The 25,793-nt window shown below is 63.9% G+C and carries 17 protein-coding genes; 6 read left to right on the forward strand and 11 right to left on the reverse strand.

Going from position 1 to position 25,793, the window contains the following annotated elements; all coding sequences use genetic code 11:
- Positions 1–182: 182 nt before the first annotated feature.
- The 5 genes from JQ558_RS15495 (at position 183) to JQ558_RS15515 (ending at position 7,716) form a co-directional block, all read left to right on the forward strand.
- On the forward strand, positions 183–665 hold the full coding sequence (locus JQ558_RS15495; protein WP_212208511.1) for a (2Fe-2S)-binding protein: 483 nt from the start codon (positions 183–185) through the stop codon (positions 663–665).
- A complete protein-coding gene (locus JQ558_RS15500; protein ID WP_212294115.1) occupies positions 665–4,213 on the forward strand; it encodes a molybdopterin cofactor-binding domain-containing protein in 3,549 nt (1,182 codons plus the stop codon). Before JQ558_RS15495 ends, JQ558_RS15500 begins: the two co-directional genes overlap by 1 nt.
- A gap of 61 nt (positions 4,214–4,274) precedes the next feature.
- Complete coding sequence (pncB, locus tag JQ558_RS15505) at positions 4,275–5,579, forward strand: nicotinate phosphoribosyltransferase (protein ID WP_192734885.1); 1,305 nt, start codon at positions 4,275–4,277, stop codon at positions 5,577–5,579.
- A gap of 55 nt (positions 5,580–5,634) precedes the next feature.
- Positions 5,635–6,930 (forward strand): O-acetylhomoserine aminocarboxypropyltransferase, encoded by a 1,296-nt coding sequence (locus JQ558_RS15510; protein WP_212294116.1) that lies wholly within the window; start codon positions 5,635–5,637, stop codon positions 6,928–6,930.
- 3 nt (positions 6,931–6,933) lie between these two features.
- The gene (locus JQ558_RS15515; protein ID WP_212294117.1) at positions 6,934–7,716 is read left to right on the forward strand and encodes an alpha/beta fold hydrolase; all 783 of its coding nucleotides are present in this window, start codon (positions 6,934–6,936) and stop codon (positions 7,714–7,716) included.
- Positions 7,717–7,910: 194 nt separating this feature from the next.
- Here the strand turns inward: JQ558_RS15515 and JQ558_RS15520 are convergent, their stop codons facing one another.
- The 4 genes from JQ558_RS15520 to JQ558_RS15535 form a co-directional block, all read right to left on the reverse strand.
- Complete coding sequence (locus JQ558_RS15520; RefSeq protein ID WP_212294118.1) at positions 7,911–8,936, reverse strand: S1C family serine protease; 1,026 nt, start codon at positions 8,934–8,936, stop codon at positions 7,911–7,913.
- Between the two features lie 82 nt (positions 8,937–9,018).
- Complete coding sequence (locus JQ558_RS15525; RefSeq protein ID WP_212208516.1) at positions 9,019–9,468, reverse strand: hypothetical protein; 450 nt, start codon at positions 9,466–9,468, stop codon at positions 9,019–9,021.
- Between the two features lie 7 nt (positions 9,469–9,475).
- Entirely contained in the window at positions 9,476–11,077 is a 1,602-nt protein-coding gene (locus JQ558_RS15530; protein WP_212275495.1) for a GMC family oxidoreductase, read from the reverse strand.
- 137 nt (positions 11,078–11,214) lie between these two features.
- Positions 11,215–12,438 (reverse strand): cytochrome P450, encoded by a 1,224-nt coding sequence (locus JQ558_RS15535; RefSeq protein ID WP_212294119.1) that lies wholly within the window; start codon positions 12,436–12,438, stop codon positions 11,215–11,217.
- Between the two features lie 193 nt (positions 12,439–12,631).
- Here JQ558_RS15535 and JQ558_RS15540 point away from each other — a divergent pair, with 193 nt between their 5' ends.
- Positions 12,632–14,242, forward strand: coding sequence for an NAD(P)/FAD-dependent oxidoreductase (locus JQ558_RS15540; protein WP_249142477.1), 1,611 nt, complete (start codon positions 12,632–12,634; stop codon positions 14,240–14,242).
- A 150-nt stretch (positions 14,243–14,392) separates the two neighbouring features.
- Here the strand turns inward: JQ558_RS15540 and JQ558_RS15545 are convergent, their stop codons facing one another.
- The 7 genes from JQ558_RS15545 to JQ558_RS15575 all read right to left on the reverse strand — a co-directional run bounded on the left by JQ558_RS15545 (position 14,393) and on the right by JQ558_RS15575 (position 25,700).
- Entirely contained in the window at positions 14,393–17,701 is a 3,309-nt protein-coding gene (locus tag JQ558_RS15545; RefSeq protein WP_212294120.1) for a carboxyl transferase domain-containing protein, read from the reverse strand.
- 76 nt (positions 17,702–17,777) lie between these two features.
- Positions 17,778–18,662, reverse strand: coding sequence for an ABC transporter permease (locus JQ558_RS15550; RefSeq protein WP_212275492.1), 885 nt, complete (start codon positions 18,660–18,662; stop codon positions 17,778–17,780).
- Positions 18,659–19,615: an ABC transporter permease gene (locus tag JQ558_RS15555; protein ID WP_192734894.1), complete on the reverse strand. Its 957-nt coding sequence runs from the start codon at positions 19,613–19,615 to the stop codon at positions 18,659–18,661. Before JQ558_RS15555 ends, JQ558_RS15550 begins: the two co-directional genes overlap by 4 nt.
- Before the next feature lie 4 nt (positions 19,616–19,619).
- The gene (locus tag JQ558_RS15560) at positions 19,620–21,167 is read right to left on the reverse strand and encodes an ABC transporter substrate-binding protein (RefSeq protein ID WP_212294121.1); all 1,548 of its coding nucleotides are present in this window, start codon (positions 21,165–21,167) and stop codon (positions 19,620–19,622) included.
- Between the two features lie 23 nt (positions 21,168–21,190).
- The gene (locus JQ558_RS15565) at positions 21,191–22,186 is read right to left on the reverse strand and encodes an ABC transporter ATP-binding protein (RefSeq protein WP_212294122.1); all 996 of its coding nucleotides are present in this window, start codon (positions 22,184–22,186) and stop codon (positions 21,191–21,193) included.
- Positions 22,183–23,262, reverse strand: a complete 1,080-nt coding sequence (locus tag JQ558_RS15570; RefSeq protein ID WP_212208524.1) for an ABC transporter ATP-binding protein — start codon at positions 23,260–23,262, stop codon at positions 22,183–22,185. Before JQ558_RS15570 ends, JQ558_RS15565 begins: the two co-directional genes overlap by 4 nt.
- The gene (locus JQ558_RS15575) at positions 23,262–25,700 is read right to left on the reverse strand and encodes a CaiB/BaiF CoA-transferase family protein (protein WP_212294123.1); all 2,439 of its coding nucleotides are present in this window, start codon (positions 25,698–25,700) and stop codon (positions 23,262–23,264) included. The genes JQ558_RS15570 and JQ558_RS15575 overlap by 1 nt, the downstream gene beginning before the upstream one ends.
- Between the last annotated feature and the right edge of the window lie 93 nt (positions 25,701–25,793).

The following is a 25,793-nucleotide window of genomic DNA, read 5'->3' on the forward strand; positions in this document are numbered from 1 at the left end:
CCCAAGCGAAAAACCGCCATTGCCGCATAAAAACTCATTTGCCTCGCGCCGTGTTTATAAAGCGGGCAAGGCATTGCGTCATGGAACGCCCGCTTGCACGTTTGTATACAAACGGTATCTTCGAAGGACGTCCGCACCAAATTTTGCAGCGCAACCGGGGCCCAGGGATCAAAACGCACAGCATGACGCAGAGCACGATGCGCCTGACCGTCAACGGCAAAAGCTGCGATGTCGACGCCGCGCCCGACACCGCATTGCTCTATGTGCTGCGCAACGACCTCGCCTTGAACGGACCGAAATATGGCTGCGGGCTCGGCGAGTGCGGCGCCTGCGCGGTGCTGATCGACGGTGAGGCGGCGCGTTCCTGCGTGATCCCGATCGAAGGCTGCGCCGGGCGCGACATTGTGACGCTTGAAGGCCTCGGCTCGCGCGAGCACCCCGATCTGGTTCAAGAGGCCTTCATCCGCGAGCAGGCCGCGCAATGCGGATACTGCCTGAACGGCATGATCATCAGCACCAAGGCGCTCTTGTCGCGCAACGCGCACCCTTCTGAGGCCGAAGTGCTGGAAGCACTACGCTACAATCTGTGCCGCTGCGGCGCACATATCGAGATCATCCGTGCCGCGATGCGCGCCGCGGGCCACGCCGTCGAGGCGCACGACTGATGGCAACGTCGGAGACGCCAGCGAGCAGTGAACGAGCGCAGGGATCGCTGTCGGTGGTTCGTCCGGCAGAGGCGAGTGCGTTCGAAACCTTCATCAAGATCACCGCTGATGGTTCGGTCACCGCCTACAACGGCCACGTCGATCTCGGCACCGGAATCCGCACCGCACTCGGACAGATCGTCGCCGAGGAACTCGACGTGTCCTTTGCCCGCGTCGTCGTGGTGCTGGGCGACACCTCTGTCGTTCCCAACCAGGGCGCGACGATCGCCAGCGAAACCATCCAGATCACGGCGGTGCCGCTGCGCAAGGCTGCAGCGCAGGCGCGGCAATTTTTGATCGCGCGTGCGGCGGAACGGCTGGAGGTAGCGGCCAGTGATCTCAACATCGAAGACGGGCTGATCCGCGGCAAGGATAACCGCACTATCAGTTATGGAGAATTGATCGCCGGCGAGATCATTCGGCTCGAACTCACCGACGAAGTACCGGTGAAGGACGTCAGCGCCTATTCAATCGTCGGGCAATCGGTGCCCCGCGTCGACCTGCCGGCGAAGGCCACCGGCGAACTCGTTTACGTTCACGACATGCGCGTGCCCGGTATGCTGCATGGCCGCGTCGTGCGGCCGCCTTATGCCGGCATCGATGCCGGGCCGTTCGTCGGCACCAGCCTGATCGCGGTCGATGAAGCTTCGATGCGCGATATCCCGGGGCTGGTGGCCGTGGTGAGGATCGGCGATTTCATCGGTGTCGTTGCCGAGCGCGAGGAGAACGCGATCAAGGCGGCGGCGCAGCTCAAGGTGAGCTGGAAGCCGGTGCCTGTCCTGCCCGATCTCGGCGATCTCCAAACGGCGCTGCGTGCCAACCCATCGACGCCGCGGACGCTGATCGACAAGGGCAACGTCGACGCCGCCATCGCGTCCGCCGCCAAGCCGATGGCGCGCACCTATGTCTGGCCGTATCAGATGCACGGCTCGATCGGCCCCTCCTGCGCGGTCGCCGACTATCAAGACGGCGCAATCCGGGTGTGGTCCGGCACGCAGAACCCGCACATCCTGCGCACCGATCTAGCACTGCTGATCGAGCGGCCCGAAGCCGAGATCGATGTGATCAGGATGGAAGCCGCCGGATGCTATGGCCGCAACTGCGCCGACGACGTCACCGCCGATGCGCTATTGCTGTCTCGCGCGGTCGGGCGTCCCGTCCGCGTGCAATTGACCCGCGAGCAGGAACACGCCTGGGAGCCAAAGGGCACCGGGCAATTGATGGACGTCAATGGCGGGTTGAACGCCGACGGCAGCGTCGCGGCCTATGATTTTGCGACGCGCTATCCGTCGAACGGCGCGCCGACACTGGCGCTGCTGCTCACCGGGCGGATCGCGCCGGAGCCCGCCGTGTTCGAGATGGGCGATCGCACCGCGATCCCGCCTTATGACTATGAGAACATGCGCGTGGTGGCGCACGACATGCCGCCGATCGTGCGCGCCTCCTGGTTCCGCGGCGTCTCGGCGCTGCCCAATACTTTCGCGCATGAATCCTATATCGACGAACTCGCCGCTGAAGCCGGTGTCGATCCGATCGAATATCGGCTGCGTTATCTGAAGGACGCGCGCGCCGTCGATCTCGTCAATGCGGTCGCCGAGCGCGCGGGCTGGAAACCGCGGCCGGTACGGCAGGAGCCTGAAGCCGAGGGCGACATCGTGCGCGGGCGCGGCTTTGCTTATGCGCTCTATGTGCACAGCAAATTCCCGGGCTATGGCGCGGCGTGGTCGGCGTGGATCGCCGATGTTGCCGTCAACAAGGCGACCGGCGATGTCAGCGTCACCCGCGTGGTCGCGGGCCAGGATTCCGGGCTGATGATCAACCCGGAAGGGGTGCGTCATCAGATCCACGGCAACGTGATCCAGTCGACCAGCCGCGCGCTGATGGAAGAAGTCTCGTTCGACCGCGCGTCCGTGACGGCGCGCGAATGGGGCGCCTACCCCATCGTCAAATTTCCTGACCTGCCGAAGATCGATGTCTTGATGCTGCCGCGGCAGGACCAGCCACCGCTCGGCGTCGGCGAGTCCGCCTCGGTCCCCAGCGCTGCCGCCATCGCCAACGCGATCTATGATGCGACCGGTGTGCGCTTTCGCGAATTGCCGTTCACGCCGGAGCGCATTTTGCGGGGATTGCACGGCGACGCGGCGGCGGTGCCGGAGGCATTGCCTGCGCCGCCGCCCGTACCCGATCTCACCAAATGGCAAAACCCGTTTGCCGGACGGCGCGGCGTGCTGGCGACGGCGGCGGCATTATGCGCGGCGGTGGTCGGCATCGGCGCTGCTGTACTGCCGTGGCGCGCGATCGGGCCGATCGCGCGGCCGGATGCGTCAGTCTATTCGGCGGCGACCATCGCGCGCGGCCAGCAACTCGCGGCGCTCGGTGACTGCGCGGTCTGCCACACCAGCATCAATGGCGTGCTCAATGCCGGCGGCCGGCCGCTCGATACGCCGTTCGGGGTTATCTACAGCACCAATATCACGCCCGACGTGGAAACCGGCATCGGCGCATGGTCCTATCCCGCCTTCGAGCGATCGATGCGCGAAGGCATCCATCGCGATGGACGGCACCTCTATCCGGCGTTTCCCTATACGCACTTCGCGAAGACGACCGATGCCGATCTGCAGGCGCTCTACGCCTACCTGATGGCGCAATCGCCGGTGCGCGCGGAAAATCCGGAAAACAAGTTGGCGTTCCCGTTCAACATCCGCCCGCTGCTGGCCGGCTGGAACGCGCTGTTCCATCAGCCAAAGCCGTTCCAGGCAGACCCGAGCAAATCGGACGTGTGGAATCGCGGCGCCTATCTGGTCGAAGGCCTCGGCCATTGCAGCGCCTGCCATTCGCCGCGCAATGCGCTGGGAGCGGAAAAGCAAAGTGCTTACCTCGCGGGCGGCTTCGCCGAAGGTTGGGAAGCACCCGCCCTGACGTCACTGTCGCAGGCGCCGATCCCCTGGAGCGAAGATGAGCTCTACGCCTATTTGCGGACCGGCGAGTCGCGCTTGCACGGCGTCGCCGCGGGACCGATGGCGCCGGTCGTGAAGGAACTCGCTGCGCTGCCCGATCAGGATATCCGCGCCATGGCCGTCTATCTCGGCTCGTTCAATGAGACCGCCGCCGACAAGCGGGCACAGGATGCCCTCGCCGCCAAACTCGAGGCGGCGACCAGCACCCGGCTCGTTGCGGCCTCCAGCGTCGGCGCGCGGATCTACCAGGGTGCCTGCGCGGTCTGCCACGAGGTCGGCGGCGCGCCCCTGTTCGGCAGCCGGCCGTCGCTTGCGCTGAACAGCAACCTGCACAGCGCCGTGCCTGACAATCTGATCCAGGTGATCCTGCACGGCATCAAAGCCCCCGTGACCAGCGACCTCGGCTATATGCCCGCCTTCAAGGACAGCCTGACCGACGGCCAGGTCGCTGAACTCGCCGCCTACCTGCGGCGACAATTTGCCCCGGAGAGGCCGGGATGGGGCGATATCCACGCAACCGTTGGGCGAATCCGGCAGGAAATGGCGCGCTGAGCTGGCATGCTGCCGCCAAAAGCCACTGGTTGGGCCGCCGCGGGCGCGATAGAGTTCCGGCATGGCAGTCACAGATATTGCATCCCGGACCTACAACCACGGCTGGCGGCTCGATCCGATCGTTCGCAGCCTGCTGGATACCGACTTTTACAAGCTGCTGATGCTGCAGATGATTCGGGAATTCTACCCGGATCAGCAGGTGACGTTTTCGGTGATCAACCGCAGCAAGCATGTGCGGCTGGCCGAGATCATCGATGAGGGCGAGTTGCGCGCCCAGCTCGACCACGCCCGCTCCATCCGCTTCACCAAGAAGGAACTGATCTGGCTCGCCGGTAATACGTTCTACGGCAAGACCCAGATGTTCTCGCCCGACTTCATCAACTGGCTCGCCAATTTCCGCCTGCCCGAATACGAGCTGCGCAAGGTGGACGGCCAGTATGAACTGCATTTCCACGGGCCGTGGACCCACACCACGATGTGGGAAATCCCGGCGCTCGCGATCCTGAACGAACTGCGCTCGCGCCAGGCGCTGAAGGGACAGGGGCGATTTGCGCTCGACGTGCTCTATGCCCGCGCCAAGGCAAAACTCTGGACCAAGGTCGAGCGGCTGCGCAAATTGGAAGGCTTGCGGCTGTCCGACTTCGGTACCCGCCGCCGTCACGGTTTTCTGTGGCAACGCTGGTGCGTCGAGGCGGTCAAGGAAGGCCTCGGCTCATCGTTCACCGGCACCTCCAACGTGCTGCTCGCGATGGACAATGATCTCGAAGCGATCGGCACCAATGCGCATGAATTGCCGATGGTCGCGGCGGCGCTTGCGAATGACGATACCGAATTGCGCTGGGCGCCCTATCGCATCCTCGATCAATGGCGCCATACCTATGGCGGCAATTTGTTGATCGCCCTGCCCGACGCCTTCGGCACCAAGCCGTTCCTGCGCGATGCGCCGGACTGGGTCGCCGACTGGACCGGCTTTCGACCCGACAGCGCGCCGCCGATCGCGGCCGGCGAAGACATTATCAAGTGGTGGAAGCAGAAGGGCCGTGATCCCCGGGAGAAGCTGCTGGTGTTCTCCGACGGCATGGACGTCGGCTCGATCGAAGAGACCTATCGGCATTTTACCGGGCGGGTCCGCGTCAGCTTCGGTTGGGGTACCAACCTCACCAATGATTTCGTCGGCTGCGCGCCGGACGGATCGGCCGATCTCGATCCTATCTCGATCGTGTGCAAGGTGACGTCGGTCGATGGACGGCCGGCCGTCAAACTGTCGGACAATCCGGAAAAGGCGACAGGCTCGCCCTCCGAGGTCGAGCGATACATACGCGTATTCGGAAATGCCGGCCGCGTCCGCGCCGCCGTGCACGTCTGAACCGGCAACACGCAACACGCAATCCCTGGCCACCCAACGATCTGACGAGGCCCGCATGCCCGCACCCAAGCCGCCTGCCTTTGAAACCCTGAGCCTGCATGCCGGCCAGCGCCCGGACCCCGTCACCGGCGCCCGCGCGGTGCCGATCTACCAGACCACGTCCTACGTGTTCCAGGATTCCGACCACGCCGCCGCGCTGTTCAACCTCGAACGCGCCGGGCATATCTATACGCGGATTTCCAATCCGACGACCGCAGTGCTCGAAGAGCGGCTTGCGGCGCTGGAAGCCGGTGTCGGCGCGATCTGCACCGCGAGCGGCATGGCGGCGCTGCATCTGGCGATCGCCACCCTACTCAATGCCGGCGACCATATCGTCGCCTCCTCTTCGCTCTATGGCGGCACCATCAATTTGCTGGCGCACACGCTGCCGCGCTTCGGCATCACGACGACATTCGTGAAACCGCGCGCGCTCGACGAGTTCCGCGACGCGATCAAGCCGAACACAAGGCTTGTCATCGGCGAGACCATCGGCAATCCCGGCCTTGAGGTGCTGGATATTCCGGCGGTCGCGGAAATCGCCCATGACGCCAAGATCCCGCTGCTGATCGACAACACCTTCGCCACGCCGTTCCTCAGCCGGCCGATCGAGCTCGGCGCCGACATCGTGATGAACTCGGCGACCAAATGGATCGGCGGCCACGGCATCGCGATCGGGGGCGTCATCGTCGATGGCGGGCATTTTGACTGGCACGATTCCGGCAAATTCCCTGTCCTGACCGAGCCGTATGCCGGCTATCACGGCATCGTCTTCGACGAGCAATTCGGCCAGGCCGCCTTCATCATGCGCGCCCGCACCGAAGGCCTGCGCGACTTCGGCGCGTGCCTGTCGCCGACCAATGCGTTCCAGCTGCTGCAGGGCGTGGAAACGCTGGGTGTTCGCATGGAACGCCATATGAGCAATACGCTCGCGGTACTGGAATTCCTCAAAGGCAACAAGGCGGTCGAGTGGGTGCTGCATCCCGCGCTGGAAAATCATCCCGACCATCAATTGGCCTTGCGGCTGCTGCCGAGGGGCGCCGGCTCGATCGTCAGCTTCGGCATCAAGGGCGGCCGTCCCGCGGGCAAGAAATTCATCGAGACGCTGCGCATGGTCAGCCACCTCGCCAATGTCGGTGACGCCAAGACGCTGGTGATCCATCCCGCCAGTACGACGCATCAGCAGATGGACGCGGCGCAACTCAAGGCCGCCGGCGTCGGCGAGGAACTGGTGCGGCTATCCGTCGGGATTGAAGCTGTGGCTGACATCATCGACGATCTCGGCCAGGCGCTTCGCGCATCGCAGAAGGTGTGAGCCATGCAACTGTCAGTTAAAGGGTCCGATATTTTTGTTGCGACCGGTGGGCGTCCGTTCGATCCATCCCTGCCCGCTGTCGTGATGCTGCACGGCGCGGGTTTTGATCATTCGACCTGGGCGCTGCACAGCCGCTGGTTCGCCCATCACGGCTATGCCGTGCTGGCGCCGGATCTGCCGGGCCATGGCCGTTCGGCCGGCAACGCCTTGCCGACGATATCGGACATGGCCGACTGGACCGCGGCACTGCTGGATGCGGCCGGCGCGCCCAAGGCAAAACTGGTCGGACATTCCATGGGATCGCTGATCGCGCTGGAAACCTCGGCGCGTCATCCGGACAAGGTCTCAGGGCTCAGCCTGATCGGAACCGCGGCCACGATGACCGTCGGCCCCGACCTGCTCAAGGCCGCGGAGTTCAACAATCCCGATGCGATCGACATGGTCTCGATCTGGGGTCTCGGCTTCAAGGCCGAACTCGGCGGCAGCCTCGCGCCGGGACTATGGATGCATCAGGGCGCGCAGCGGGTGCTGCAGCAGACCCGTCCGGGCGTGCTGTACAACGATCTCAACGCCTGCAATTCCTACGAGGGCGCGCTCGCTGCCGCAGCGGCGGTCAAGGTGCCAGCGACATTCATTCTCGGCGAACGCGATATGATGACCCCGGCAAAAGCCGGCAAGACGCTGGCAGCGGCAACGCCGAACGCGCGCGTCGTGGTGCTATCAGGCGCCGGCCACATGATGATGGCCGAAGCGCCGGATGAATTGCTGGCGGCGTTGCGGGGGTAACGGCGCGAACATGGGTGTCTCTTCTTCCTTCTCCCCTTGTGGGAGAAGGTGGCGCGCAAGGCGCGCCGGATGAGGGGTTCTATCCACATCGCTCATCTTGCCGTGAGGAGAGAACCCCTCACCCGTCTTCGCTTCGCGAAGCCACCCTCTCCCACAAGGGGAGAGGGGAAGAGCGGCCCCCGCTGATACAATAATTACTGCCTTGCCGCCCTCTTCCGCTCCACCGGATGAATATCCACCGCCCGCAACCTTCCCATGCGGAGCACGTCCATTTCCAGCTTGCGATCGATGCGGTCGCGGTCGAGTGCGCGGATCAGGTCGTCGACGCCGTTGATCTCGACGCCATCCAGTTTTATCAAGACATCTCCCGGCAACAGGCCGGCCTGCGCCGCAGGGCTGTCAGCCTCGATCTGCGCCAAGAGCGCGCCCATTGTGTTGTCGACACCGGCCACCACTGCATGTCGCCGCGGGATCGGGGCGGTCTGGCCGGACACACCGATATAGGCGCGGCGCACATAGCCGTGGCGGATGATCTCCGACAGCACGAACTGCGCGGTGTTGCTGGCGACCGCAAAGCAGATACCTTGCGCGCCCTGAATGATCGCGGTGTTGATCCCGATCACTTCCGCTGCCGACGACACCAGCGGCCCGCCGGAATTGCCGGGATTGAGCGCAGCGTCGGTCTGGATCACGTCCTCGATGGTCCGCCCGCTCACCGAGCGGATCGAACGGCCCAGCGCCGACACCACGCCGGCGGTCACGGTCGACTCAAATCCAAGTGGATTGCCGATCGCGACCACCAGCTGGCCGCGGCGCAGGCTCTTGGAATTGCCGAGCGAGGCATAGGGCAGATCGCGCGCGCCGTCGGCGCGCAGCAAGGCGAGATCGGTGTCGGGATCAACGCCAAGCACGTGCGCGTCGGTGACAAAACCTTCGGTATCCCGCAACCGGATTTCTTTCGACGCCCCGACCACATGGCTGTTGGTCAGCACGAAACCATCGGGCGAGATGACGATGCCCGAGCCAAGCCCGCCGCGCTCCCGCGCGGTGCGCACCTTGGGGCCGGTTTCGACGCGCACGACGGCAGGGCCGACGCGTTCGGTCACGCCGATCACGGCGTTGGAATAGGCGTCCAGCAGCGCCTGGTCGTTGGCGGGGGCGTGTTCGGTCGCGCGCGATGACGATCCGTCATCGGCGTTATCTGGGCTAAAATCCAACATGGCGAATTCCTTCGCCGATCAGATGGTTACGGGATTACCTCGCCGCAAGAGCCTCAACCTCCGCGTAAACCTGCCCTGAGGCTTACGTGGCCCGCCGCAGATGCGGCGGCTTCGCCTTGACCGGATCGAGAAGCGACCAGTCGCCTTGTTCCAGCGTGTAACCTTGCGGGAACGGCGCGCGGAGCTCCAGCCCGAGCGATCGCAGCACACGATCGTCGCGGTAGTAGCATTGCAGCACGACGCGAACGAGGGTTGCTGCCGCAGCACCACCCGATGCGCGGAACTCCTGCGCCACCGCATCGCGACGCACCGGATCGAGGTCGGCGAGCGGCTTGTCGGCAAGCTGCGCTAGGTGATCGAGCGCCTGTGCTACCAGTGCGGTGTCGCGCCCGAGCGTCGCCAGCATGTCGGCCTGGATCGCAGGGTCGTCTGCGCCGGGCACCTTGTACTCGTCGCTGGCGGGGACGATCATCGCAGCGACGATGCGGAGATCGTCGCGCTGGGCTGAGGTCAGTTCATTTGACACGGACATGGCGGCCTCAGTCGAAGAGATTGGCTAGACGTTGTTTCATCTGGTCGGCGACGTAGAGCGCGATCGCCTGGATCGTCGAGGTCGGGTTCACGCCACCTGACGTCACGAACACACTGCCGTCGACGATGAAGAGATTCTTCACATCATGCGACCGGCCCCATTCGTTGACGACGGAGCGCGCCGGATCGGTCCCCATCCGCGCCGTACCCAGCAGATGCCAGCCGCCCCATGGGATCGGGTCGTTGATACAGAGGTCCGTGGCACCCGCGGCTTCGAGGATCTCCCTACCCCGCGCCAGTCCGTGCGCCATCATCTTCCGGCTGTTTTCGCTGATCGTGTAGTCGATCTTCGGTGCGGGAATGCCGTGGCTGTCCTTCAGCACGGGATCGAGCGTGACGCGGTTGTGTTCCTCGGGCAGATCCTCGCAAATCGCTGACACCCCGAGCCGATGGCCATTGAGCCTGCGGAAGACGCGGTGGTGATCCGCGCCCCATGGCAGAATGCCCTTCTGCTCGCTCGCGACGGCTTCGAACACCGGCCCTGCGCCGCGGCCGAACTGGATCCCGTAGCCGCGGACGAAGCCGCGCGACAGATCGGTGTCGTAAAACTCCTTGCTCCAGAGGCAGGTCGGCGGCGCGCGGTTAGAGTCAGTCGGCTCCTTCACGAAACCGTAGATTTGCGCATAGGGATGGAACATCAGGTTCTTGCCGACCAAGCCGGAGGAATTGGCGAGGCCATTCGGAAAACGGCCGGAGACCGAGTTCAAGAGCAGCCGCGGTGTGCCGACACCGTTGCAGGCGATGATCACGACCTCGGCCGGCTGGAACTGCTCGACCCCATCCTTGTCGTAATAGACGACGCCCGAAGCCATGCCGTGCTCGTTGGTCAGAATCTCGCGCACCCGGCAATGGGTCTTGAGTTCGACGCCGGCGCGGATCGCGTGCGGCCAATAGGTGATGTCGGTCGAAGCCTTGGCACCTTGCGCGCAGGCCGGCGTGCAATGGCCGAGATTGATGCAGCGCGCCCTGCCCTCATAGTCCATCGTCGCGACCGTGGTGTCCGACGGCCACCAGTGCCAGCCAAGCTTGTTCATGGCCTTGCCGATCAGCGGGCCGGAGAGCCCAAGCGGCTGCGGCGGCATCGGCGGGCGCGTCAGCGGCGAACGCGGGTCGCCCGATAGGCCCGAGACGCCCATCATCCGGTCGTTCTCTTCGAAGAACGGCGTCAGCGTGTCGTAATCGATTGGCCAGTCATCAGCGACGCCGTCGAGTGTCTTCACCTTGAAATCCGACGGATGCAGCCGCGGCCAATGCGCCGTGTACATGACCGTCGAGCCACCGACGCCGTTGAAGTTCACAACCTTGATCGGCGAGTTGTCGTCGTTGATCGGGTAGTCCTCGGGCCGGCCACGGATATTCGGGCTGGTCGACCAGTCGCCGTAGAATTTTGCTTCCCAGTCACGCCCGGTGCTCGGATATTCCGACGAATTCATCCAGCCGCCCTGGTCGAGGCAGAGAATATGCATCTTGGTATCGGCAAGGCTCCAGGCCACGGCTGCACCGGAAGCACCGGCGCCAATGATCAGGACGTCAACGGGATCGTTCTTCATTCTATTTCCTTGAAGGTCTCTCTTTCGTCATAGCGAGCGCAGCATAGCAATCCATACTTTTTGCGCGGTAGGATGGATTGCTTCCGCCTTCGCTCGTTGAGCTACGGCGGACAAGTCGCTGCGCTCGCAATGACGGCTTAACTCACAATCCTTACCGGTAGCGAACGAACGCCGCGTATGAAATTCGAATAGAGCCGCTGCGGCGGACCGACCATCTCAAAACGAAGCTCCCTTGCCAACACTTCCTCCCAGAGAATGCGGATTTGCTGTTCGGCGAGCCGGTCGCCGACGCAGCGGTGGATGCCGGCGCCGAAGGCGAGATGCTGCCGGGGTTTGGCGCGATCGATGATGAACTCGTCGGCGCGATCGATCTTATCCTCGTCGCGATTGCCGGATATGTACCACATCACGACCTTGTCACCCTTTGCGATTCGGCGCCCGGCCAATTCGACATCGTTGCGCGCGGTACGCCGCATGTGCAGCACCGGCGTCTGGAAGCGGATGGTTTCGGAAACGAGGTTGGGAATCAACTCGCGCCTGCTGCGCACCAGTTCGAACTGCTCGGGGTTTTCGACCAGTGCCATCAGCCCGCCGGTCATGGAATTGCGCGTGGTATCGTTGCCGCCGACGATCAAAAGCGCGATCGTCCCGATGAATTCGCGCGCCTGCAGATTACGCGTCGCTTCCGAATGCGCCAGCATCGAGATCAAATCGAAGGTTGGCGCGGCATTCGCGCGGGCATCCCACAACCTTCGGAAATATTCACCCATTTTGGTGAGTTCGGCGATACGTTCTTCCGCCGAATGCACGACCGCATCTGACGCTTCGACATTGGCGATCGCCACATCGGACCACCAGGTCAGCCTCTCGCGGTCCGCCCAGGGAAAGTCGAACAACGTCGCCAGCATCATGTTGGTGAGATCGGTCGAGACCCGCTCGACCCAGTCGAATGGCTCGTTGCGGGGCAATGCGTCCAGCACTTCCGACGTCCGCTTGCGGATCAGCGCCTCAAGGTTGGCGAGGTTCGACGGCGCCACGATGGGGGAAACGGTGCGGCGATGCGCAGTATGGCCTGGCGGGTCCATCCGGATGAAGTTGGCAAACTCCTGGCCGAGGGGCTGGTCGGTGATCTGGATACCGCCGAGTTCAGAACTCGACGAATAATTCTCGTGGTCGAGCTCGACGGTAAAAATATCGTCGTAGCGCGTTACCGACCAATACGGCCCGAACGGCGAGGCCTCGCAATAATGCACGGGATCGTCGCGGCGCAGCTGCGCGAACAGCGGCCGCCAATTGTCGTCCTGGTACAAATGGGGATCGCTGACGTCGATCGAGGCCAGCTTGCGCAGCGCCTGCACCATCGTGTCCCCCTGTTTCCGTCGCCGCTTGCCGGGCGCTCCTGCCTCCGACGATAGGGGCAGATATGGCCAGGAGTAAAGGCGCGAGAGGCCGCCCGGCGGCAAACCTGCAACCCTGCCACGCGTCCAGGCGGGGTTTGTCCACCGGCGCAAGAACGGATAGTTTTAGGTCCAAGGACATACATAAAGTGCATACTTGGGAGCAACGCCGATTCCGAATCTTGACGTCATCATCATCGGCGCCGGCCTTTCCGGCATGTACCAACTCTACCGGCTGCGTGAACTGGGTTTGCGCGTGCGCGTATTCGAGGCGGGCACCGATGTCGGCGGTACCTGGTACTGGAATCGCTATCCCGGCGCCCGCTTCGATTCAGAGAGTTATTCCTATGGCTATTCCTTCTCCAAGGAGTTGCTGCAGGAGTGGGACTGGTCCGAGCATTTTGCAGGCCAGCCGGAAACATTGCGCTACTGCAACTACGTCGCTGACAAGTTCGATCTGCGCCGGGACATCCAGTTTGAAAGCCGCGTCAAGGCCGCCCATTACGAGGAAGAAAGCCGGAGCTGGACGATTACGCTGGAAGACGGCAGCCGCTTCAACGCCCGCTTCCTGATTACGGCGATCGGGCCGCTCTCGACGCCCACGCTGCCGCGAATCGAAGGTCTTGGCGATTTCAAGGGCGCATCGTTCCACACCGCCCGCTGGCCCAAGGAGCCGGTGGATTTTACCGGCAAGCGCGTCGCGGTCATCGGCACCGGTGCAACCGGCATCCAGACCATCCAGACCATCGCCAAAGAGGTCGGACATCTGACGGTGTTCCAGCGAACGGCGAATTGGGCAGCGCCGCTGCACAACGGCAAGATCGACGCCGAGACGCAGAAGAAAATCAAGGCCGGCTATCCCGAGATATTTGCCCGCTGCCAGGAGACATTTGCCTGCTTCGTTCACACGCCTGATACGCGCGGCGCCTTCGAGGTATCCGACGAGGAGCGCGAAGCCAATTACGAGCGGCTCTACGGCGAGCGTGGTTTTGGCATCTGGCAAGGCAATTTCAAGGACATCCTGATCGACCGCAAAGCCAATGCGACGATCAGCGATTTCGTCGCGCGGAAAATCCGCCAGCGGGTTAAAAACCCCGAGGTCGCCGAGAAACTGATCCCGAAGAACCACGGATTCGGCACGCGGCGGCTGCCGCTGGAGACGTTTTACTTCGAGGTCTACAACCAGGACAATGTCGAGCTGGTCGACATCAAGGAGACGCCGATCGAGCGGATCACAACCAAGGGCATCAAGACCAGCGCAAGGGAATTCGAGTTCGACATCATCATCTATGCGACCGGGTTCGACGCGCTCACCGGCAGCTTCGACAAGATCGACTTCCGCGGCGTCAATGATGCGCGGCTGAAGGAGAAGTGGAAGCACGGGCCGCAGACTTACTTGGGCATCATGGTCCACGAATTCCCCAACATGATGATGCTGATGGGGCCGCACACCGCGCTCGGCAACATTCCGCGCAGCATCGAATACAGCGTCGATTGGGTGACCGGGCTGGTGCGCTTTGCGTACGACAACAAACTGACACGACTGGAAGCGACCACCGCCGGTGTGCAGTCATGGACCGATCACGTCAAGGCGCTCGGCGTCGGGCTGTTGTCCAACGAGATCGATTCCTGGATGACCGGCATCAACTCCAACGTCGAAGGCAAGCAGACCCGCATCATCGCCCGCTACAGCGGCAGCGCCCCGGCCTATCGCGCGCGATGCGATGAGGTCGCGGCGAAGGGGTATGATGAGTTGCGATTGGGGTAGACTTCTAACGTCGTCCCGGCCTTGAGCCGGGACCCATACCGCGTGATCTATCGATAGCAGATGTGGCAGACACCTTGGCTCAACAATAGATGACCGGGGTTATGGGTCCCGGCTCAAGGCCGGGACGACGTGGACGGATTTTCGGCTCTCTCACCACGCATCAATACACGGCCGCTTCCGTCCATTCCGCGGCTCCGGCTTCGGCACCGAGCGCAGCCCCGACATGATCCAATGTCTGGTATCAGCGGGATCGATGACCTCGTCGATCTCCAGCACCGAAGCGATCGAGACCGCCTTGCCGTTGGCATAGAGTTCGGCGACCTTGGCCTTGTAGTATTTCTCGCGCTCCTCGGGGTCGGCAATCGCTTCCATTTCCTTGCGGAAGCCGAGCCGGACATAGCCTTCCAGGCCCATGCCGCCGAATTCGCCAGTCGGCCACGCCACCGTGAAGAACGAGGCATGAAAGCCGCCGCCGATCATGGCTTGCGCGCCAAGGCCATAACCCTTGCGCAGCACGACACCGAACAGCGGCACCGTGAGGCTGGCGCCGGTCACGAACATCCGCGCCACGTGGCGCACGATCGCGGTCTTTTCGGCTTCGGGCCCGACCATGAAGCCCGGCGTATCGCACAGCGAAACAATCGGAATGTCGAAGGCATCGCAGAGCTGCAGGAAGCGCGCGGCCTTGTCGCCGGCCGCGGCATCGATCGCACCGCCGAGGTGTTTTGGATTGTTGGCGATCAAGCCAAACGGTTTTCCCTCGATGCGGATGAACGCCGTGATCATGCCTACGCCAAAATCGCGGCGGATTTCCAGCACCGATCCCTCGTCGGCGAGAAGGTCGACCACGGTCCTGATGTCATAGACCCGCAGGCGATTTTCCGGGATCGCCCGCCGCAGCAAGCGTTGGTCCGGCGCCTTCCAGTCGGCGACGGCGCCCTGGAAATAGGACAGATATTTTTGCGCGGCGGTTGTTGCCTCCGTTTCGTCCTCGACGAGGATATCGACGACGCCGTTCGGCGACTGGAACGACACCGGGCCGACTTCGGCCGGGTGATAGACGCCAAGGCCGCCACCCTCGATCATGGCCGGACCGCCCATGCCGATCGACGCATTTTTGGTGGCAATGATCACGTCGCAGCAGCCGAGCATCGCGGCATTGCCGGCGAAGCAATAGCCGGAGACGACGCCGATGACAGGCACCAACCCCGACAGTTTTGCAAATTGCACAAAGGACGGCCCGTCGAGGCCGGTCATGCCGAGCCGGTCGGTATCGCCGGGACGGCCGCCGCCGCCCTCGGCATAAAACACCAGCGGCATCCGCCATTGTTCGGCGAGCCCCAGCATGCGGTCGATCTTCTTGTGGTTCATATGACCCTGGGTGCCCGCCAGCACGGTGTAGTCATAGGAGATCACCATGCAGCGCGCGCCTTCCGCGCCGAATTTTTCCGCATTCACGGTGGCGACGCCGGAGATCAGGCCGTCAGCCGGCGTGTTCTGAATGAGGTCGTCGACCTTGCGCCGCCGCCGCTGCGCCGCGATCGCCAGCGAGCCATATTCGACGAACGATCCTTCATCGACGAGCTGCGCGAGGTTTTCGCGCGCCGTGCGCTGGTTGGTCTTGCGACGGCGCTCGACCGAGGCCGGCCGGTTCTCGTCCAGCGTGATGGCGTGACGCGCGATCAGTTCGGCGAGGTCAGGGCGGATGTGGTCGAGATCGACATCCTCTTCCTCCGCCACATTGTGGGCATCGATCTCGGCCGGTTCGAGAAACAGGATGGCTTCGTCCTGCATCAGGGTTACGCCGGCGTCGGCAGCAATCTTCGTCACCTTGCCGCCATGCGGCGCGGTCACCAGATGCTCCATCTTCATGGATTCGAGCACCGCAATCTGCTGGCCGGGCCGGACGAGATCGCCTTCCCGCACCTCGATCGCAACGATCGTACCCTGCAGCGGCGCCGGTACCGGGACGGAGCCGGCCGGACCGGCCGAGGCTTCGGGGGCCTCGGGAATCGACACGGCCGCGCCCGCCTCCAGCAGCTCGGGCGCCGAAAGATCGTTCGCCGCGTGCACCAATGCAGCGACATGGGTATCGATAAAGCCGGTATTGATCCGGTTGGCGACGAAATCCGGATGCGCCAGCACCGCCCCGAGGAACGGAATATTGGTAGCGACGCCGCCGATGCGGAATTCGCGCAACGTGCGGGTGGCCTTCTGCACCACATCGGCCCAGTTCGGGCCGGTCGCGTGCACGATGACCTTGGCGAGCAGCGAGTCAAAGGCGGCGCTGGTCCTGTAGCCGGAATAGCCGAACGTATCGACGCGGACACCGGGGCCGGCCGGCAGATCGAACATGGAGAGCGTGCCGCCGGTCGGCTTGGTGACGCCGTGCTCGTCCATCACCTCCATGTTGACGCGGAGCTGCATCGCGTAGCCGCGCGGTCTTGGGATGTAGGCCTGTGCGAGGCCGAGCGAGCCCAGCGTGGCGCCGCCGGCGACGGCGAGCTGCGCCTGCACCAGATCGACGCCGAGCACCTCCTCGGTCACGGTGTGCTCGACCTGCAGCCGCGGATTGGCCTCGATGAAGGCGAAGGCCTGCGCATCGCCTTTGGCATCGCCATCGACAAGGAATTCGAAGGTGCCGAGATTGTCGTAGTTTGCGGCGCCCGCGAGTTCCCGGGCGGCGTCAATGATCCGCGTGCGCAGACTGTTGCTCAGCGACGGGCTTGGCGCCACCTCGATCAGCTTCTGGTTCCGGCGCTGGATCGTGCATTCGCGTTCCCACAAATGGCTGATCGCGCCATGGTGGTCGCCGATGATCTGCACTTCGATGTGGCGGGCGTTTCGGATCAGGCGCTCGACATAGACGCCGTCGCTGCCGAAGGCCGCCTTGGCTTCGGACTGGCAGCGCGCATAGGCCTCTTCCAGCTTTGCCGCATCGTCCACGATACGCATGCCGCGCCCGCCGCCGCCGGCGATGGCCTTGATCATGACGGCGGCGCCAGACCCCAGCGACGCGAAGAAGTCCCTGGCCTGGTCGAGCGAGGTCGGGCCGCTGGTACCCTCTATGATGGGCACGCCGGTCTCTTTCGCCAGCGCCTTGGCCTTGGCCTTGTCGCCGAACAGATCCAGCGCCTCCGGCGACGGGCCGACGAAGGTGATGCCCTCTTCCGCACAACGCCGGGCCAGCAGGGCATTTTCGCTGAGAAAGCCATAACCGGGATGCAGTGCGTCGCAGCCGGTGGCCTTGGCGGCGGCGACGACGGCTTCGATGTCGAGATAGGCCCGCGCGCCCCGCCCCGGGATTTCATGCGCCACGTCGGCGGAGCGAACGTGCAGCGACAGGGCGTCATCGGCGGGATAGATCGCAACGGTGGCAAGGCCGGTCTCGCCCGCAGCCCGCGCGATTCGAATGGCAATCTCGCCGCGGTTGGCGATCAGGAGTCTATTGAAAGGCATAAGAACTTCCGCAAAAGACTTTTCATTTGAGCATGACCTTATCGGAAAACCGGTGCCCACTTTTCCGGGTCATGCCCTATCGATCCTTCATGGTCGGATCGAGCACGATACGCAAGGACTCTCCCAGCGCATTGAATGCCAACGAGACCACCAGAATGGCAAGCCCCGGGGCATACATCTGCTCCGGCGCGATTTCCATATACTGGTAGGCACGGGCCAGCATCGCCCCCCAGCTCGGGTTTGGCGGCTGGATGCCGAGCCCGAGGAAGCTGAGGCTGGCCTCCGCCAGCAGGGCTGCCGCCAGCAAGAGCGTGACCTGCACGATCACCGGCTGTAGGGCGTTCGGCAGCACGTGTTTCCACAGGATATGCCAGGCCGGCGCCCCAAAGCACCTGGAGGCGTCGACGTAGAGCTCCTGCCGCACGATCAGCGTCCGCGCCCGGACGATTCGCGCCAGCGCCGGAAACATCACGATCCCGACCGCGATCATGCCGTTGGTGAGGCCGATGCCGAGCGCGCCGGTGACGGCGATCGCCAGCACGATCGCCGGGAACGATAGGAACGTGTCGATGACACGGCTGATGATGTCGTCGGTCCAGCCGCCGAAGAACCCGGCGGCGAGGCCGACCGGCAGGCCGATCGCAACCGCGACGCTGACCGCGAGCAGGCTGGCATAGACAGTTGCCGGCGCGCCGTAGATCAGCCGGCTGAAGATGTCGCGGCCGAGATCGTCGGTGCCGAGCAGATGCCCGGGGCCCGGCGCCGCCAGCATGTTGTTGGCGTCCTGCGCGGTCGGCAGATAGGGCGCGATCCAGGGCGCGCCGATCGCGACAATCACCAGCACCAGCAGCACCAGGATCGCCAGCGCGGCGCGCAGATCGCCCGCCAGCCAGCGGAAAAACCGCCGCAGCCGGCTCGGCTGGACCAGTCGCTTGGGGGTTTCGAGCGCCATGTCCGTCATTGTTCGATCCGGGGATCAACGGCCGCGCACAGCAAGTCCGCGATCAGGTTCACCAGAATGACTACGATCACCATCGTAAAGACCACGCCCTGCACGATCGGAAAATCACGCTGGATGGCGCCGCGCACGATCAGGCTACCGAGGCCGGGAATCGCAAATACCGCTTCGATCACGACGGTCGCCGCCAGCATGCGGTTGACCAGGATGCTGATGATCGTGAACAGATTGACGCTGACATTCTTCAGCCCGTGCTGCCACAGGATGCGCGTCATCGAGAGGCCCTTGGCGTGCAGGGTGCGCACATATTGCGACGACAGCACTTCCAGCAGCGATCCCCGCAACTGCCGCGCCACCTCGGCCATGCCGTAGGCGGCAATCGCAATGCCCGGCAGCAGCGCATGCCGGATCGCCTCGATGGGCGAAACGCTGAAGGATTTCGCACCGGTCGCCGGCAGCCAGTTCAGCTTGAGGGAAATTTCGGCGACCAGAATCATCGCCAGCCAAAAGCCGGGTATAGCGACACCGAGCGAGGCGATCATGCTCACCGTCTTGTCGACCCAGCCATCGGGCTTGATCGCGGCGATCACCCCCATTGGAATTCCCGTGACCAGCGCCAGCACCAGCGCGATCGCCACGATCAAGAGCGTATTGGGAAAGGCCCGCGAGATCGAGGTCGCGACCTTCTCGCCCGTCAGCAGCGATTGCGACAGATCGCCTTGCACAACATTCGCCAGCCACGCGCCGTACTGCACCAGGAACGGCCGATCGAGGCCGTAGATCTTCCGGATTTCGGTAATGCGCGCGTCGGTGGCGTTGTCGCCGGCCAGCGTCACCGCGATGTCGCCGGGCACCAGTTTGAGCAGCGCGAACACCATGAAGGTCGCGAGCAGGATCACGGGCAGCGCCTGCAGCAGGCGGCCGCCGATGACCCTTGTCGGACTTCGTCGCGCCATTCGGTCAGCTCTCCAGCCAGACGTCGTCGTATTTCGGCTTGCCCAGCAGGTTCGGCCTGTAGCCCTGCACTTTCTTGTTCATGGCGACCAGTTCGAACTGGAACGCGAGCGGCGCCACAAGAGCGTTTTCCATCACCAGCCGCTGCACGGTCGCGAACGCCTTGCGCCGCAGCTCGATGTCTTCCGACGCGCGCGATTCCTTGATCGCGGCTTCGAGCTCCGGCGGAACCGCGCCCCGGCCGCCATTGTAATAGGCGTCCTTGGTGAACATCAGCGAATAGGTCAGGCTCGGATCGGGCCGCCCGGTCCATGCCGCGAGAATGCCGGAGCCACGCTTCTCGGCGCCGAAGAACGCGGCAGAGGCTTCCGCGATCGGCGCATTCAGGAACCGCACATTCATGCCGGCTTTGCGGAACTGCTCGATCAGGATTTCCTGGCGCTGCACCGAATCCTGATCGGGATAACCGACCAGCTCGATCGGCAAGCCGTCCTTGAAACCGGCCTCAGTGAGCAGCTTCTTCGCCTTGTCGGGATCGTAAGGATAAAGCCCCGCGACCGACTTGTCGTACGCCCAATGCGCTTTCGGCAGGTTCATGTAAGCCGGCTCGGCAAGGCTTGCGAGCGCCGCCTTGACGAAGGTTTCGCGATCGATCGCAAAATTGAAGGCCTGACGCACCTTGATGTTGTCGAACGGCGGTTTTGCCCAGTTCAGGAAGATCTGGAAGACGTACAGCGTCGGGCCGTTGAAGATCTTGATGTTGCTGGCGCGCTCCACGATCGCCTTCTGCCGCGGCGGCAGCTGGTACATCAGATCGTTCTGGCCGGCGGTCACCGAGCGTGATCCGGTCGTCAATTCCGGAATGATCGAGAACTCGATTCCATCTGGATAGGGACGGTTCGGCTTCCAGTATTTCTCGTTGCGCTTGATGACGATCTTCTCGCCGTCCGCCCAGCTGACGAAAGTATAGGCGCCGGCGCCCACCGGCGTGCGCGCGACATTGCCGGCCGCACTGGCCTTGACCGCGGCCGGCGACACCATCATGCCGGCGCGGTCGGAGAGAATGCCGGGCAATGCTGCGTCGGGAGTGCTCAGCTTCAACGTGACCTGCAACGGACCGGTTACCGCAGCCGATTCCATCGCGGCAAGATCAGCCTTGATGTTGGATTTCGGATCGCTTTTGTTGCGTTCCAGGTTGAACTTGACGGCCTCGGCATCGAGCGGCGTGCCGTCGTGGAAGGTCACGCCGGAGCGGATGTTGAGCACCAGGGTGGTCGGGTCCGAAAAGCTCCAGCTCTCGGCGAGGCCGGGCTTGGGCTTGAGCGTCTCGAAATCCCATTCGGTCAGCGTGTCGTACATCGTGAACAGGAAGGCATGGTCCGAACCGGCGCCGCCGGTCGCGGGGTCAAGGCTTGATGGGTTCGCCGGCGCCGAAATGCGCAGGATACCGCCGCGCTTCGGCGCGCCTTGCGCAAATGCAGGGCCGCCGAGGGTTGCACCGGCCAGCGCGCCCGATATCAGCGCCATTACCTCGCGTCGCGTCGTCTGTGTCATGGCAATTCCTCCGGCGGTTTTTGTTAGTTCGGTGAAAAATTCGGGCGGTCGGCGAAATGGCAGGCGACCCAGTGATCGGGCATCAGCTCGCGCCAGTCCGGCGTCTTTTCGGCGCAGACGGCTTGCGCATACTGGCAGCGGGTGCGGAAGCGGCATCCCGACGGCGGATCGATCGGGCTTGGGATTTCGCCCTGCAGGACGATGCGATTGTTGCCGCGCATGGTCGACGGCAGCGGCCGTGGCTCGGCCGACAGCAGCGCCCGGGTATAGGGATGCAGCGGATGTTCCGAGACTTTCTCCGTCGGTCCCAATTCGACAAAGCGGCCGAGATACATCACGGCGATGCGCTCACTGATGTGGGATACCACGGCGAGATCGTGGGTGATGAAGACGTAAGTGAGACCGAGGTCGCGCTGCAGTTCGGCGAACAGATTGAGCACGTCGCCGCGGATCGACATGTCGAGCGCCGCCACCACCTCGTCGCAAACGATCATCTTCGGGCGTAGCGTGAGCGCCCGGGCGATCACCACGCGCTGCTTCTGGCCGCCGGACAACTGGTGCGGATAGCGCTCGCCAAGGTCCAGCGGCAACCCGACCCGATCCATCGCCTCATGCGCCCGCTGCAGCCGCTCGGCCTTCGATCCGGCGCGCGCCAGTTCGAGCGGCTCCAGCACCGACGAGAGGATCGTCATGCGCGGGTTTAGCGCGGCATTCGGATCCTGGAAGATGATCTGGTAGTCGCGGCGATGGTTCTGGAACTGTTGCCGCGGCATCGCCAGCGGATCGACGCCATTATGCAGGATCGCGCCGCCGCTCGGTTTCAGCAGAAACACCAGCGCGCGGCCGATCGTGGTCTTGCCCGATCCGGATTCGCCGATGATGCCGAAGGTTTCGCCGCGGCGAACGTCGAAGCTCACGCCGTCCACCGCCTTCACGACGGCGCGGCGATCGGTGGTTTGAAAGCCCACCTGCAGATCGCGCACCGAGACGATGGCATTATCGGCGGTCTGCGGCGTCATGGGCTGGCCACCATCGCCGCGATTGGCGACGTCGCTGCGTGCTGCAAGGCGCCGGGCAGCTCGAGCTCGCGAAAACGCCAGCAACGCACCTTGCGGCCGTTGCCGGCATCGAGCAGCGCTTGCTCTTTCTCGCAGCCGGCGACCGCATGCGCGCAGCGCGCCTTGAAGCGGCAGCCGTTGGGCATGTCCATGATCGACGGTACCCGGCCCGGGATCGACGGCAGCTTGCCGTGCCGCGGGCTCAGATGCGGCAGCGAGCGCAGCAGGCCGGACGTGTAGGGATGCAGCGGCCGCACCAGCGCGTCATCGACAGCGGCGTCCTCGATCACCTCGCCCGCATACATCGTGATCATTCGCGTGCAGGTCTCGGCGACGACGCCGAGATCATGCGTGATCAGCATCAGCGCGGTATTCGACGTCTCGCTGAGGTCGCGCAGCAATTCCAGGATCTGGGCCTGCACGGTGACGTCGAGCGCCGTGGTCGGCTCGTCCGCGATCAGCAGCTGCGGTCCGCAGATCAGGCTTGCTGCGATCATCACGCGCTGGCGCATGCCACCGGAAAGCTGGTGTGGATAATCGTCGATGCGGCGCTCCGGCGAGGCGATGCCGACTCGGCGCAGCATCTCGAGCGTGCGCTCCCTCGCCTCTTCCCTGGTGACGTTGGTATGAACGCGTAGCGTCTCGGCGATCTGATGGCCGACCGTGAATACCGGATCGAGCGCGCTCATCGGCTCCTGAAAGATCATCGCGATGCGCCGACCGCGGATCGCACGCATCTCCCGTGTGCTGCAGGACGCCAGATCGGTGCCATCGAAATGGATCGAGCCGTCGAGCCCGGCCAGATTGTTCGGCAACAACCGCAGGATCGACAGCCCGGTGATGGTCTTGCCGCAGCCGCTTTCGCCGACAATGCCGACGCGCTCGCCAGGGGCGATGTCGAAATCGATCTTGCGGGTCGCCTGCCAGACACCGAGCGAGGTCTTGAAGCGGATGCCGAGGCCGCGCACCGACATCAGCGCCTGCGGGCCGCCCGCAACCGCTTCCGATCCGCGCTGTGCCGGCTGAGCCGTTGCCATCAACCCGCCGCCCGCTTCTTCACAAGCTGTTCCTCCATCAGCATCTCGGTTCCGATGATGCCATCGCGGACCAGCTGATCGATCTCGGCATCGGAAAGCCCGAGCAGCGCGCCGAGAATTTCCTGATTGTGTTCGCCGAGCGTCGGCGGCGCCGTTCGGATCGGAAACGGCTTTGCGCCCTCACGGAACGGCATCGAGGGTTGCGGATGTTTTCCGATAAAGGCGCGGTCGACCTCCTGAATGAAGCCGCGCGCATGCAGTTGCGGATCCTGCAACAGTTCGATCGGCAATCGCGCCACGCCTGATGCGATGCCCGCGGCTTGCAATGCGTTCATCGCCGCTTCGGGGTCGCGCGTTGACGTCCATGCGGTGATAGCGGCCTCGATCTCACGCTCGATGGCGCGCCGTCCCGCCGCCCTCTTCAGCCAGGCGTCAGTGGCCCAATCGGCCCGGCCGAGCAGCTTCGCAAGCCCTGGCCACATTGCATCACTGGAAACCGCGATCACGATCCAGCTGTCGGCGCCGGCGCAGGGAAAGCAGCCATGGGGCACGAAGTCCGGATGGCGGTTGCCGTATCTGACCGGCTCCTTGCCGTCGATCGAATGCGCCACGATCCAGGGCGCCGCAAACGGCATCATGCATTCGATCTGCGCCAGATCGATGAACTGGCCCTTGCCGGTGAGTTTGGCATGGATCAGCGCGGTGAGCACCGCGGCGCAGCCGTTCAAGCCGCCGACCGCATCGCCGAACGCGGTGTGGCTCATCACAGGCGGACCGCTGGGATCGCCGACCACGCTAGGCAGGCCCGAGCCTTGTTCGAGCGTCGAGCCATAGGCGCGGCAGTCGCGGTTCACACTGCCCGCACCGAATGCCGACATCGACATCATGACCAGCTTTGGATTGAGCTTGCTCAGCACCTCATAGCCGAGCCCGAGCTTCGGCAATACCTCGACGGAGTAATTGTCGACGACGACGTCGGAATCCGCCAACAGTCGTTTTGCGAGATTGAGGCCCTGCTGGCGAGTCAGGTCGAGCGTGATGCCGCGCTTGTTGCGGTTCATGATGCAATAGCGCACCGATTTCTCGTACATCTGTTCGAGAACATAGGCCGGCCGCCGGTCCACCCCGCGCCACCAATCCGGATATTGCGTGGCCTCGATCTTGATGACGTCGGCGCCGAGATCGGCCAGCGTGCGCGTGCAGATCGGCCCGGCCCAGCCCATCGAGAAATCGATCACGCGGATGCCTTCCAGCGGCAGGCGGCCTGATCCCTGCTCTGCAGGCACCGGCACCCGTTTCGCGGCCTCGCTGACATGCGCGCAGCCGAGCATTTGCTCGCCGATATCGGGAACCGCGCCGCCGCGGCGTGGCGGTGTTCCGGTCAAGCGATGCATCGAGCCTGCCGTAAAGCCGGTTTCGTTGCCGATCATAACCGGCACGATCGCGCCACGCGCCTTCTTCTCCTCGTCGGCGATGAGGTCGCTGATGTCGGGCACCGGCACGATCGGAATCTTGCGCTGCATGCCCTCGGCAAACCACTCCTGCGCGGTGCGCTGTTTCAGTCTCGGAATGATCTTGCCCTCGATCAAGTCGATATGCTGCAGGCGATCGACGCCCATGAACAGCGCCGGGTCGTCGCGCAATTCCGGCACCCCCAGCATGTCGCAGAAGGCGTGCCATTGCGCCGGTGTCACCGTGGTAACGCCGAGCCAGCCTTGCTTCGTGTCGTAGATGCCGACCGGGAACGTCGGCCAGAAACGGTTGACGCCGATGCGCCGCATGATGTCGCCGCGTACGAACGATTCGAACATGATGTATTCGGTCACCGCGATACTGGATTCGAAAATGCTCAGGGAGTTCGACCGTCCCCGCCCGTCCTGCATCCGGCCCAGCACCGAGGAAGCCGCCGCGATGAACCCCCAGAGGCCGGCGAAGATGCCCGTCTGGAAGTCCGGCGCATGCATCGGCGGTCCCTCAACCGGCCCGACCAATTTTACCAGTCCGGTCAGTGCACGTATCGTCGAGTCCGTCGCATCGAATTCTGCATACGGCCCCTCACGGCCGAACCAGCTCACGTCGAGATGAATGAGGCCGGGGTTGCGCTGCTTGATCGCCGCAAGATCGAAGGCCGGACAATCCGCCACATTGATGTCGCGGCCATCGAGCAAAATGTCGCACGCCGCGATCAGTTCGGTCAGGCGCGATGAAGCGTCGACGTTGCTGGAATCGAGCGCCACGCTCGACTTGTTGAAATTAAGAAACGCAAACCAGGCACTGTGACCTTTTGGCGTCAACGGCGCGGCGCGGCGAAGCGGATCACCCGTGGGCGGTTCGATCTTCTGCACCATCGCACCGAAATCGGCGAACAGCCGCGCGCAATAGCTCGTCGCCGCAGCGCTTCCGATCTCGACAATCCGCAGATGCGCCAACGCGCCCATCACGCTTCCTCATGGCCAAACGACCGACGTCGTGCGCGCGCCGGTTCAGTTTCTTGTTGCTGACCATGAAACCTTGCCCGCCTGTCGATGCAA

Origin of the sequence: Bradyrhizobium sp. AUGA SZCCT0160, assembly GCF_018130105.1 — a bacterium.
Taxonomy (GTDB): domain Bacteria; phylum Pseudomonadota; class Alphaproteobacteria; order Rhizobiales; family Xanthobacteraceae; genus Bradyrhizobium.